Genomic DNA, 12,127 nt, shown 5'->3' with positions numbered 1-12,127 from the left:
ACCTACTTATTTCTTATTAATCAAAGGCCGTTATTCATGTTTAGCCGTATTTTTTCTTTATCAAAAAAAATAACAATCTTATTTGGTTTATTTTTTATCGGCTTACTCATCAATAGCGCAAATGCTAATGACTCTTTATTCTTAAAAGATAAAAATGCATTCTTACCGCCTGACGAAGCCTTTCAATTAACAATTAAGAAAAATCCTCAATCTATCGAGGCGGCCTTCTTTATTGCTAAAGACTATTACCTTTATCGTTATAAATTGAGAGTTGAATTTGATCATATTGTTCAAAAACAAATGCTTTTGCCGACAGCTGAAATTAAAACAGACCCACATTTCGGAAAAACAGAAATTTATCATGACACTCTGGATATATCTATTCCATATGACCCAACTCATCCACCAAAAGAGATAAATCTGACTTATCAAGGATGCAGCCAAAAAGGTCTTTGTTATGCTCCTATTACAAAAACATTTAAATTCGATAACATTCAAAATAAAAACTTAAACGCGGTCAGCTCTAATTCTGAAGTTGATACGATGCAATTTTTACTTCAGTCACAACACATTGGTCTTATCTTATTGGGATTCTTTTTTGCAGGGCTTTTGCTTTCTTTAACGCCCTGTGTGCTTCCCATGATTCCTATTTTATCAAGTATTATTTTTGCATCACATAAGCGCCCCTCTCATCAAACACGCTTAAAAGATTTTTTTCTGTCCTTGAGTTATGTGGGTGGCGTTTCTTTTACTTACACCTTGATAGGTATTTTTGCAGGATTATCAGGTAATTTAATTACGTCAAGCATTCAAAGTCCCTTGCTCATGATTATCCTCGGCATTGTTTTTATTCTTTTAGCTCTTTCTATGTTTGATTTATATGCTCTCAAATTACCTCACTTCGTTGAAAATTTCATTGCAACATCTATCCTTCGCGTAGAGGGGGGTAGATATCTTAATGTTTTTATTATCGGTATGATTTCATCTCTTGTATTAAGTCCTTGCATCGCGCCTCCCCTTGCAGGAGCAATCATTTATATCAATCAATCACAAGATTTTATCTTAGGTGGCTTAGCTTTATTTACACTTTCTATTGGCATGAGCATACCGCTTCTTCTCATTGGTATTTTTTCTGATCAATGGCTACCAAAGCGCGGCCATTGGATGATTATTGTTAAAGAGCTGATTGGCTTTATCTTAATTGCCATGGGCCTTTTTATTATGAGTCCACTATTCCCTGAACATTTTGATCAGATTGCTTACAGTGCTTTATTACTCGCACTCTCTATATATTTATTTTTTGCAGCTCGTCGCTTCAAATATAAAGCGATGTCTTGGGTTCATGTGTTAGCTTTTGTAACGCTCATTGCTTCCATTTTACTTTTTGGCCTAACTCTTCAAAAAATAAATGTCACTGATAATGAAAATGTTTCTAACATTTCAAAGCCTAATCACGTTTCTGTTTTACCTTTTAAGCAAATTCAAAGTCTCGATGATTTATCTCGCGAACTTAATCAGCACGATAACAAAATGATCATGCTCGATTTTTATGCGGACTGGTGTGTATCTTGTAAAGAATACGAAAAACTTACTTTTAGTAATTCAAAAGTCAAAGAGCGTCTCAAAGAATATAGCTTGCTTCAAGTTGACGTCACTAAAAATAATGCTAACCATAAAGCCCTCTTAAAACATTTCAATCTTTACGGGCCGCCAGCCATCTTATTTTTTGATAAGCAGCATAGCGAAATACGTACTTATAGAATTGTAGGTTATAAGAACGCATCTCAAATGCTAGACCACCTTAAAACGCTCCAACATGAAAATCAATAAAACCAAGCTTCATTTAGCCATCTATTTGGTTGCTATTATTTTTTTAGGTTTTTCTTTTTCTCGCATTTTTTTAATGCCGTCTGAGAAAAACGCTCCTTCGACTGCCCCCCTATATTCATCCATAATTAATGACCCTGAGGGCAAGCCTCAAAGCCTCAAACAATTTCAGGATAAAACTATTGTGCTTAATTTTTGGGCAACTTGGTGCGAGCCTTGTCGTGAAGAAATGCCTGAATTATCCCAAGTCTATGCTGAGAATAAATCTAAAAACCTTGTAGTAGTTGGCATTGCGATTGATGAGGAAAAGGCCGTGAAATCTTATCTTAAAAAAACAAAGGTAGCGTACCCTATATTTGTAGATGAAGATAAGGGGGTGATTTTGAGTAAAAATTTAGGGAACAATGAGGGTATTTTGCCTTATACTGTAATCATCAGTTCAGACGGTAACATCCAAAAAACGATTCTCGGTCGCGTACATAAAGACCAATTGGATGCCATACTCAAGCCTTTATTGCAACCCTCTAAAAGCCTTTAATTTTCCTTAATTTCGTCTAATTTGTAGACAAAAAACGTTATTTTCGGCAAAATTAACTTCCATAGATTCAAGAAAAACGTACCACATGGCAACAAAATCAATCTTAGTTTTGCACGGGCCTAACCTAAACCTTCTTGGTGAGCGTGAGCCACAGCACTATGGTAAACAGACCCTAGAAGACATCGATCAAGCTTTAAAAACCATAGCATCAGCGAAGTCTATTAAGCTTGAAACCATGCAAAGCAATAGTGAAGGAGACTTGGTAAACAAAATCCAGTCGCTTAGTAATGACAAAATTGATTTCCTAATTATTAATCCGGCAGCTTATACCCACACATCTGTTGCAATGCGTGACGCGCTCTCGGCCGTCAAAGTGCCATTTATTGAAGTTCATTTATCAAATGTATATGCAAGGGAGCCTTTTAGGCATCACTCCTATTTTTCTGATATCGCAGTCGCGGTGATTAGCGGCCTAGGTGCGGATGGTTACATAGCAGCCCTTAATTTTGCAATTAACGCTTGAAGTTTTAAAAAGAGGTCATTATGGATTTACGCAAACTTAAAAAATTAATCGATTTAGTAGAAGAGTCTGGTATCGCCGAACTTGAACTCACCGAAGGTGAAGAAAAAGTAAAAATCAGCCGGCAACTTATGAATCAAGCTGCGCCTATGACTCACTATATACAAGCACCTCAGCAAATGGGGCATCAGCCTCAAATGGCTGCTCCGTCAGACGGGGGGGTAACTTCAGAAACTAAGCCTATTGCAGAAAAAATAGATGGCCATGCAGTAAATTCTCCTATGGTGGGAACCTTCTATCGTTCACCTTCGCCTGATGCCAAACCTTTTGTCGATGTAGGCTCCAAAGTCACTAAAGGTGACACTCTTTGTATTATTGAAGCCATGAAATTACTGAATGAAATTGAAGCTGACGCTACTGGCACGATTAAGAAGATCTTGGTTGAAAGTGGCCAGCCCGTTGAATACGGTGAAACTCTCTTTATTATTGGCTAACTTATTTTATGTTTGAAAAAATACTGATCGCCAATCGTGGCGAAATAGCACTTAGAATTTTGCGCGCATGTCGCGAGCTTGGCATCAAAACAGTTACTATTCATTCCGAAGCAGACCGAGATGCAAAATACGTCAAATTGTCTGATGAGTCAGTATGTATTGGCCCGGCGCCTTCCACACAAAGTTATTTAAATATCCCAGCTGTCATTAGCGCTGCGGAAGTTACTGATTCAGAGGCCATTCACCCCGGATATGGCTTTTTGTCTGAGAATGCAGACTTTGCTGAGCGCGTTCAACAGAGTGGTTTTGTATTTATAGGCCCCCGTCCAGAAACGATTCGCCTCATGGGCGACAAAGTTAGCGCAAAACACGCCATGAAAGAAGCGGGGGTACCTTGTGTTCCCGGATCTGAAGGTGCGCTTCCTGATGAGCCCAAAGAAATCATTGCCATTGCTAAAAAAATTGGTTACCCCATTATTATTAAGGCTGCTGGAGGTGGTGGTGGGAGAGGCATGCGCGTAGTCCACACTGAGGCTGCTTTAATTACTTCAGTCAATATGACCAAACAGGAAGCACAATCCGCTTTTGGCAACCCCGTTGTATATATGGAAAAGTATTTAGAAAAACCTCGCCATGTTGAATTTCAGATACTTTCTGATGAGCATGGTAATGCTGTATATCTCGGTGAGCGCGATTGCTCACTTCAGCGTCGTCATCAAAAAATTATTGAGGAAGCGCCGGCACCTGGTTTATCACAAAAAATTCGTGAAAAAATTGGTGAGCGTTGCGCGGAAGCATGCCGGAAAATTAATTATCGAGGTGCTGGTACTTTCGAGTTCTTATATGAAAACAATGAATTTTATTTCATTGAAATGAACACACGATTACAAGTTGAACATCCGGTTACAGAATTTATAACTGGTATTGATATTGTTCAACAACAAATCAAGATTGCTTGCGGTGAAAAATTACCTTTTAAACAAAAAGATATTATCTTTAAAGGGCATGCAATTGAATGTCGAATTAATGCGGAAGATCCTTATACCTTTTTACCGTCGCCTGGAAAAGTCACTACATTTCATATGCCTGGAGGCCCGGGCGTTCGAGTAGATACTCATACCTACGCTGGTTACACCGTCCCTTCGAATTATGACTCCATGATTGGTAAGTTAATTACTTATGGCGATACACGCGATCAAGCTATTGCGCGAATGCGCGTTGCTTTATCTGAAATGGTAGTCGAAGGCATTAAAACAAATATTCCATTACACAAAGACCTCATGGCTGATCTTGCATTTAATAATGGTGGTGTCAGCATTCATTATTTAGAAAAAAAACTCGGCATACAAAAAAAATAAATGGCCGCTTGGATTAATCTTAAAATCCGAGCAAGTGCAGACTATGCACATATCATGAGTGATGCTTTAATCGAGCTCGGCGCACTTTCCTGCGCTATCGAAGACTCTTATCTTAATAGCGAAAATGAAGAAGCGCTTTTTGGTGAGCCCAATATTCCAAGCAATACAATATGGCAACACAATACAGTTGAATCTCTTTTTGAGTCGACCGTATCTATCGACACCATCATCAATGAACTGAAAACTATTACCGGGTTATCTCATATTGATTACACGCTTGATTCTGTCGAAGAACAAAATTGGGTTGCTTTGACTCAATCACAATTTGAACCCATCAACATTTTTGACAGGCTTTGGATCGTTCCAAGCTGGCATACTTCACCCAATCCTGATGCCATCAATATTATTTTAGACCCTGGACTAGCATTTGGGACAGGAAGTCACCCTACAACACATTTATGTTTAGAGTGGCTTATTAAAGAAGTGAATATTAATGATCGCGTTTTAGATTACGGATGTGGGTCAGGTATTTTGTCTATTGCAGCAAAAAAATGTGGTGCAACAGAAGTAATAGGTGTTGATATTGATCCACAAGCCATTATTGCAAGCATACATAATGCAAAAGAAAATCATGTCGATGTTCAGTTTTATAATTCGGAATTACCACTCACTTTTGATGCCGATATAGTGGTTGCAAATATTTTATCAAGCGCGCTGTCCGTCCTGGCACCACTCATAGCAAAGGCTTGTAAGCCTCATGGAAAAATTGCATTATCTGGCATATTGAAAGAACAAATCGAGATGCTGACTGAAATATATAGCGCATGGTTTAATTTAAACAAACCTATTGAGCGCGAAGGCTGGATTTTGCTGTCAGGCACTAAAAAAAGTATTTCCTAAATTTTTTAATTCGTTTATGATGCAAACTCCTCTTAATAAAAAGGATAGTAAATGAAAACGAATGTTAAAGGTTTAGAAAGAGTAGTTCGTATTGCTCTTGGCGCTGCTATATTAGGTCAAGCAATTGGTGGTTACTCTGTTTTTGAATATGGTATTGTTGATGAAGTCGTTGGTGTTGTGTTATTAGGCACTGGTGTTTTAGCTTCATGTCCAATCAAATCTGTTTTAGGTCTTGGTTCTAAGAAAGCTCCCGCAAGATCACCTGCTGCAAAAAAACCAGCTGCTAGACGTAAACCAGCTCGTAAAGTTGCTGCAAAAAAACCAGCTAAACGTAAAGCGGCTCCAAAAAGAAGACGCGCGGCTCGTTAATCGCTTATCCATATTAAGAAGCGTTACCTATAAATAACGCTTCTTATATCATTTCAATCGTATCTGTTTTAATCAATCGTACTGCCTCTGAGATTTTTTCTACTGCGTTCATTCGTACAAAACTTTTTCGATAAGCAATTGCAATCGTTCTCGAAGGAACAGGCTTAATAAAAGGAATTACTTTTATTAAATGGTTTTGATAGCGATCTGATGTTGCACTTTTTGGCAACACAGTAATCCCTAAGTTCGATGCCACCATATTACGAATCGTTTCAAGTGAATTACCTTGGAGCACCTCACCTTTTTTAGATAAATCTGGGCATGAGTCAATCACTTGCAAACTAAAGCAATGTCCACTATTTAAAAGTAATACTTTTTCGTCGCTTAATTCTTTTGGATGAATATTTTTACGTGTTGCCCAAGGATGGTTATTCGGAACAGCCACAACAAATTCTTCTTTATAAAGCGGCAGAACATGCACACCTGGAATATTAAATGGCAATGCCACAATCGCTGCGTCAATTTGTCCATTTTTCAATTGTAGCTCGAGACTCGCGGTAATATTTTCCTCAACCTCTAGCGGCATTTTTGGAGCGATTTTTCTCAAAATAGGAATAATTTGTGGCAACAAGTAAGGGCCGACTGAATGAATCATGCCAACTTTAATTAGTCCGTCTAAGGGGTCACCGCCAGATCTGGCAAATAATTTTATCTTTTCAACTTGCTCTAGAATAATATTGGCTTGCTCAACAATTTTTTCGCCAATTTCAGTAATAGTAACTTCGGTGCGATTTCTCTCGAATAAAGAAACATTCAGTTCTTCTTCTAGTTTTTTAATTGCTAAACTTAAAGCGGGCTGACTCACAAAACATTTATTTGCGGCACGTCGAAAATTTTTCTCTTTAGCCACGGCCACCACAAATCTTAATTCGCTTAGCGTCATAAATTAATCAAAACTAAATATCGAGATTGCTTGCTCCTAATGCATTATTTTCAATAAATGCACGTCTCGGCTCTACCTGGTCTCCCATGAGCGTTGAGAATATTTCATCAGCTGAAATAGCATCATCAATTTGTACTTTAAGTAATCGGCGCACGCTAGGATCCATCGTTGTTTCCCAAAGCTGTTCTGGATTCATTTCACCCAAACCTTTATAGCGCTGTATATTTAAATTGTGTTTTGCTTCTCCCAACAACCAGTCAAGTGCTTCTTTAAAATTAGAAACAGATTCTGATTTTTCTCCGCGCTGAATTTCAGCACCCGTGCCTACAAGACCGTCTAGCATTTGTGATGTTTTTAATATTTGTTGGTAATCGCCACTCGACAAGAATAATGCGTCAATAACACAGCTTTCTAAATTGCCATGAACAAATTTATGAACGGCTAGCTTATAAGTTTTAGTTTCTTCATCAAGCGACACAATCACTTCTGATTTTTCTGTGCTCTTATTAATGAGACGCTCTCTTATCGCTTTTGCAACGTTTTCAACCTTAGTCTCGCTTGTTAAGTCTATAGCGCCTACATGAAGAATTGCGCGCAATACCGCTTCGTCATAATGAGGTGCAATACGACGAATGACCGCTTCAGTTAATACCATTTGTCTTGCAATTTCCCCTAACGAATCGCCAGTAAGACTACTACCACCTTTTTTAGTAAGCAAGGTTGCATCTTTAATGGCTGATTCAAGTAAGTATTGATCAAGCTCTTGTTCGTCTTTGAGATATTGCTCGTGCTTACCTTGTTTCACTTTAAAAAGAGGGGGCTGTGCTATATAAATATGTCCTCGCTCTACAAGCTCCGGCATTTGACGATAAAAGAATGTTAATAGCAGAGTACGAATATGGGCGCCGTCAACGTCAGCATCAGTCATAATAATAATGCGATGGTAGCGGAGCTTTTCAACATTAAAATCATCCTTGCCAATTCCAGTCCCTAAGGCAGTAATTAAAGTTGCAATTTCTTGTGAAGATAATAATTTATCAAAACGCGCTTTCTCCACATTTAGAATTTTTCCTTTTAAAGGTAGGATCGCTTGATTTTTTCGATCACGGCCTTGCTTTGCTGAGCCTCCCGCAGAATCACCCTCAACCAAGTAAATTTCGCACAACGATGGATCTTTTTCTTGGCAATCTGCCAATTTGCCTGGAAGGCCCATCGAATCCATAACGCCTTTGCGTCTTGTCATATCTCGTGCTTTACGGGCTGCCTCTCTGGCGCGCGCTGCATCAATAATTTTATTGCAAATAACTTTTGCGTCCGCAGGGTTTTCTGCCAAGAAGTCAGCGAGCTTTGAAGCAACCACATCAGATACTACGGGCTGTACTTCGCTTGAAACTAATTTATCTTTTGTTTGTGAAGAAAATTTAGGTTCTGGCACTTTCACTGAAAGAATACAAGTGAGGCCTTCTCGCATGTCGTCACCAGTTGTTTCTACTTTTGCTTTTTTAGCGAGGTCGTTTTGTTCAATAAAATTATTGAGTGTTCTTGTCATCGCGGTGCGAAGACCTGTTAAGTGCGTGCCCCCATCTCTTTGAGGAATGTTATTTGTAAAGCATTGAACATTTTCCCCATATGAATCATTCCATTGCATCGACACTTCAACGATGATGCCTTCTTTTTCACCAATCGCATGAAATGGTTTTTTATGAAGCACGGATTTAGATCGATTCATGTATTCCACAAAACCTTGAACGCCACCGGAATATGCGAAGTTTTCTGACTTGTTATTTCTTTGATCTATCAATTCCATTTTGACGCCATTATTAAGAAATGATAGTTCGCGAATGCGTTTAGCTAAGATTTCATAATGAAAATCTATATTAGTAAATGTTTCAGCTGAAGGGTAGAAATGAACTTCTGTCCCGCGACGATCCGTGGTGCCCATTTCAGCTAACGCAGCCACACGTTCGCCACGTTTAAATTCCATTTGATACACCTTACCATTACGACAAACTTTTAAGCGCAACCATTCAGATAGTGCGTTTACTACAGAGACGCCCACACCATGAAGCCCGCCAGATACTTTATAAGAGTTTTGATCAAACTTTCCACCAGCGTGTAATTCTGTCATTACAATTTCAGCTGCCGACCTTTTAAACTCGTCGTCTTCTTTAATGTCTGTTGGAATGCCGCGCCCATTATCTGAAACGCTCACGGAATTGTCTGGATGTATAATTATTTTAATGTCGTCGCAATGACCGGCTAATGACTCATCAATCGCATTATCAAGTACCTCGAAGACCATGTGGTGGAGTCCGCTTCCATCAGATGTGTCACCAATATACATGCCTGGTCTTTTTCTTACTGCATCTAATCCCTTTAAGATTTTAATGCTGTCTGAGTTGTATTCTTGATTGTCTATCTTTTGAGCCATGAGTTTCTCTTTATCTTAAATTGGACTAAATGCGCATTGGCATGACTACATACTTGTAGTAGTTGTTGTTCGGTATTGTAAATAAGCAGCTGCTGTTCGTATCCAAGAATGCGAGTGTGACTTTATCTTCTTGAATGTTTGTAAGTACATCAATTAAGTATGTCACATTAAAACCAATATCAATAGGATCTTGTTGGTATTGGATTTCTAATTCCTCTTCTGCTTCTTCTTGCTCTGTGTTTGTGCTAATCAACTTTAAATTATTATCTGCAATCATCAAGCGGATGCCGCGATATTTTTCGTTTGATAAAATCGATGCGCGCTGCAAAGAAGTTAAAAACTGTGATCGATCAATTGTGAATTGGTTATTATGTCCCTCAGGAATAACGCGTGTGTAATCTGGGAACTTACCATCAATAACTTTAGAAATGAGTTGTATGTCATTAAAATTAAAACTGGCTTGGCCCTTATAAAGCTCAACCGATACTAACTCTTCTGTTTCGTTAAGAAGTTTAATTAATTCAATCACTGTTTTTCTGGGAAGAATCACTTCTGTTTTATTGTAATTTTGATCTAAATGAATCGATGTAAAACTTAAGCGGTGTCCATCAGTGCCTACAATATTAAGTTGATTGCCATTAACTTCAAATAACAAACCATTTAAATAATAACGAATGTCTTGTTGTGCCATTGCAAACTCAACTTGCTTTAATAAACGTTTAAGTTGAATTTGAGAGATTGTAATAACTACAGCTTCGCTTGAGGCCTTTGTCATAACTGGATAATCTTTTGCAGGTAATGTTTGAATGGCGAAACGACTCTTATTAGCTTTCACTGCAACGCGACTATCTTTAATTGTAATATCAATTACACAATCGTCAGGTAATGATCTTGTGATATCAAAAAATTTTCTTGCAGATATGGTTGTAGCAATCTCTTCTTTTAAGTCTGCTTTAAAACTTAAGGATACTTGCATTTCTAAGTCTGTCGCAGTGAGTTGTACTTGACCATCTTTTCCTTGAATTAAGATATTTGAAAGAATGGGAAGTGCATGCTTACGCTCTACAATACTTGCAACATTAGCTAGGGGTTTAAGTAATGCCTCTCGATTAATTTTTATATTCATATCATTCTTCTTTATTTAATGTTTTTTAATATATAAATCTAATAATAGTAATAATGATGAGGTTTTCTATGGATAACCTTATAAACCTTTATATAAACAGATAGTTATCTTGTGAATAACTATGCATTTCTATTGTAATTTCCTGTGGATGAATTGTGGACAAAAAGTGCATGTTTTAATAAAACACTACTTACCCACAATTCATCCACAGCCATTCCACAGGGTTTAATTAACCCTTAAGTACTTGTTTAAGTATTCCTAAGTCTTGTGCAACCGATTGATTACTTAAACGCAATTGTTCAATCTCTTCACATGCATGCATAACAGTTGTATGGTGTCGGCCACCATAAGCCTCACCAATTTCAGGAAAGCTCAAATTAGTGAGCTCTCTTGTTAAAGCCATAGCAAGCTGTCTTGGTTTTGAATAATTGCGTGAACGTTTCTTGCTTAACATGTCAGATATTTTAATTTTAAAATATTCTGCCACTGTTTTTTGGATATTCTCAACGCTAACTTGTCGTCCGCGCACAGCAATTAAATCTTTCAGTGCATCTTTAGCTAAATGAATATCAATAGCTGATTTTGTAAAGTTAGACATTGCTAATATTCTATTTAGTGCGCCTTCTAATTCACGTACATTAGATCGAATTTGTTTTGCAATGAAAAATGCAACTTCTTCAGAGATTTTCATTTTATTTTCTTCGGCTTTTTTTAGAAGAATAGCTACGCGCATTTCAAGCTCGGGCGGTTCAATAGCTACAGTAAGCCCCCAACTAAATCGAGTTCTCAAGCGCTCATCAACGCCTTCAATTTCTTTTGGATAGCTATCGCAGGTAATAATAATTTGTTTTTTATTTTCAATGAGCGCATTGAATGCATAAAAGAATTCTTCTTGTGTGCGATTTTTCTTAGAAAAAAATTGAATGTCATCAATCAAGAGCAAATCTAATGAATGATAATTTTTTTTGAAAGCATCAAAAGCTTTATTTTCATAAGCTTTAACTACATCCGATACGTAGCGCTCGGCGTGAAGATACTTTATCTTTGCGTCAGGCTGAATTTGTTTTAGGTGATTGCCAATTGCGTGAATTAAGTGAGTCTTACCTAAGCCCACGCCGCCGTATATAAAAAGTGGGTTATATGCTTTACCTGGGTTTTCAGCTACCTGCATAGCTGCAGCGCAAGCTAATTGATTGGCTTTGCCAGTCACAAAGCTTTCAAATGTAAATTGAGGGTTGAGGCCAGATGCTTTGACTTCTTTAAGTGTGCCGCCTGCACTTTTTTTGATTGTTTCTTGACTAGGTGCTTCGGCCACGTTGTTTGGTGGAGATATGGCTAAAGCCTTTGATAAAACTGCCTCTTTTTTAGGCAATATGGATTCTTTAATCGCGCGTATGGCAAATTCTACTTTGGTGACATCGGGGAGCAGTTCTTTGGCTAGCAATTCAATTTTTTGTGCAAAGCGATCTTTTACCCACTGCTGCACAAACTTATTGGGGGCTAATATCTTAATTTTATTTTGGTCGTGTTCGAACCTAAGCGGCTTAATCCAGGTATTAAATTGCTGAGCGGAGAGCTCTTTTTTAAAGCGTTCGAGACAGTGAGTCCAAAAATTTTCCAT

Annotated in this window: 11 protein-coding genes; 7 read left to right on the top strand and 4 right to left on the bottom strand. The window is 38.0% G+C overall.

The genetic code is table 11. The features are described from left to right. The first annotated feature begins 36 nt into the window (after window positions 1–36). The 7 genes from dsbD to FIT63_RS00025 all read left to right on the top strand — a co-directional run bounded on the left by dsbD (window position 37) and on the right by FIT63_RS00025 (window position 6,006). Window positions 37–1,830: a protein-disulfide reductase DsbD gene (gene dsbD, locus FIT63_RS00055; protein WP_140006054.1), complete on the top strand. Its 1,794-nt coding sequence runs from the start codon at window positions 37–39 to the stop codon at window positions 1,828–1,830. Further along, window positions 1,817–2,365, top strand: a complete 549-nt coding sequence (locus FIT63_RS00050; protein WP_140006053.1) for a TlpA family protein disulfide reductase — start codon at window positions 1,817–1,819, stop codon at window positions 2,363–2,365. The genes dsbD and FIT63_RS00050 overlap by 14 nt, the downstream gene beginning before the upstream one ends. A gap of 85 nt (window positions 2,366–2,450) precedes the next feature. Next, window positions 2,451–2,888: a type II 3-dehydroquinate dehydratase gene (aroQ, locus tag FIT63_RS00045; RefSeq protein WP_140006052.1), complete on the top strand. Its 438-nt coding sequence runs from the start codon at window positions 2,451–2,453 to the stop codon at window positions 2,886–2,888. 20 nt (window positions 2,889–2,908) lie between these two features. Further along, window positions 2,909–3,379, top strand: coding sequence for an acetyl-CoA carboxylase biotin carboxyl carrier protein (gene accB, locus FIT63_RS00040; protein ID WP_140006051.1), 471 nt, complete (start codon window positions 2,909–2,911; stop codon window positions 3,377–3,379). 8 nt (window positions 3,380–3,387) lie between these two features. Next, window positions 3,388–4,737, top strand: coding sequence for an acetyl-CoA carboxylase biotin carboxylase subunit (accC, locus tag FIT63_RS00035; RefSeq protein WP_140006050.1), 1,350 nt, complete (start codon window positions 3,388–3,390; stop codon window positions 4,735–4,737). Continuing rightward, window positions 4,738–5,637 (top strand): 50S ribosomal protein L11 methyltransferase, encoded by a 900-nt coding sequence (gene prmA / locus FIT63_RS00030; RefSeq protein WP_140006049.1) that lies wholly within the window; start codon window positions 4,738–4,740, stop codon window positions 5,635–5,637. It abuts the gene before it with no gap. 51 nt (window positions 5,638–5,688) lie between these two features. Beyond that, window positions 5,689–6,006: a YgaP family membrane protein gene (locus FIT63_RS00025; RefSeq protein ID WP_140006048.1), complete on the top strand. Its 318-nt coding sequence runs from the start codon at window positions 5,689–5,691 to the stop codon at window positions 6,004–6,006. 43 nt (window positions 6,007–6,049) lie between these two features. On the opposite strand, the gene FIT63_RS00020 is transcribed toward FIT63_RS00025, so the two are convergent. The 4 genes from FIT63_RS00020 to dnaA all read right to left on the bottom strand — a co-directional run bounded on the left by FIT63_RS00020 (window position 6,050) and on the right by dnaA (window position 12,127). Continuing rightward, complete coding sequence (locus FIT63_RS00020) at window positions 6,050–6,949, bottom strand: LysR substrate-binding domain-containing protein (RefSeq protein WP_140006047.1); 900 nt, start codon at window positions 6,947–6,949, stop codon at window positions 6,050–6,052. Between the two features lie 13 nt (window positions 6,950–6,962). Beyond that, on the bottom strand, window positions 6,963–9,380 hold the full coding sequence (gyrB, locus tag FIT63_RS00015; RefSeq protein ID WP_140006046.1) for a DNA topoisomerase (ATP-hydrolyzing) subunit B: 2,418 nt from the start codon (window positions 9,378–9,380) through the stop codon (window positions 6,963–6,965). 25 nt (window positions 9,381–9,405) lie between these two features. Continuing rightward, window positions 9,406–10,506, bottom strand: a complete 1,101-nt coding sequence (dnaN, locus tag FIT63_RS00010; protein WP_140006045.1) for a DNA polymerase III subunit beta — start codon at window positions 10,504–10,506, stop codon at window positions 9,406–9,408. A gap of 229 nt (window positions 10,507–10,735) precedes the next feature. After that, window positions 10,736–12,127 carry a chromosomal replication initiator protein DnaA gene (gene dnaA, locus FIT63_RS00005; RefSeq protein WP_140006044.1) on the bottom strand — a complete coding sequence of 464 codons (1,392 nt, stop codon included), beginning with the start codon at window positions 12,125–12,127 and terminating at the stop codon, window positions 10,736–10,738.

It is taken from the genome of Candidatus Methylopumilus planktonicus (genome assembly GCF_006364715.1).
Classification (GTDB): Bacteria; Pseudomonadota; Gammaproteobacteria; order Burkholderiales; family Methylophilaceae; genus Methylopumilus; species Methylopumilus planktonicus_A.
This window is presented reverse-complemented; position numbering and strand designations above follow the sequence as displayed.

Excerpts from the sequence above, each read along its gene's own strand:
- dnaN (WP_140006045.1), bottom strand. The coding sequence starts at position 10,506 with ATGAATATAAAAATTAATCGAGAGGCATTACTTAAACCCCTAGCTAAT.
- FIT63_RS00025 (WP_140006048.1), top strand. The coding sequence starts at position 5,689 with ATGAAAACGAATGTTAAAGGTTTAGAAAGAGTAGTTCGTATTGCTCTT.
- gyrB (WP_140006046.1), bottom strand. The coding sequence starts at position 9,380 with ATGGCTCAAAAGATAGACAATCAAGAATACAACTCAGACAGCATTAAA.
- dnaA (WP_140006044.1), bottom strand. The coding sequence starts at position 12,127 with ATGGAAAATTTTTGGACTCACTGTCTCGAACGCTTTAAAAAAGAGCTC.
- accC (WP_140006050.1), top strand. The coding sequence starts at position 3,388 with ATGTTTGAAAAAATACTGATCGCCAATCGTGGCGAAATAGCACTTAGA.
- FIT63_RS00020 (WP_140006047.1), bottom strand. The coding sequence starts at position 6,949 with ATGACGCTAAGCGAATTAAGATTTGTGGTGGCCGTGGCTAAAGAGAAA.
- accB (WP_140006051.1), top strand. The coding sequence starts at position 2,909 with ATGGATTTACGCAAACTTAAAAAATTAATCGATTTAGTAGAAGAGTCT.
- aroQ (WP_140006052.1), top strand. The coding sequence starts at position 2,451 with ATGGCAACAAAATCAATCTTAGTTTTGCACGGGCCTAACCTAAACCTT.
- prmA (WP_140006049.1), top strand. The coding sequence starts at position 4,738 with ATGGCCGCTTGGATTAATCTTAAAATCCGAGCAAGTGCAGACTATGCA.
- dsbD (WP_140006054.1), top strand. The coding sequence starts at position 37 with ATGTTTAGCCGTATTTTTTCTTTATCAAAAAAAATAACAATCTTATTT.
- FIT63_RS00050 (WP_140006053.1), top strand. The coding sequence starts at position 1,817 with ATGAAAATCAATAAAACCAAGCTTCATTTAGCCATCTATTTGGTTGCT.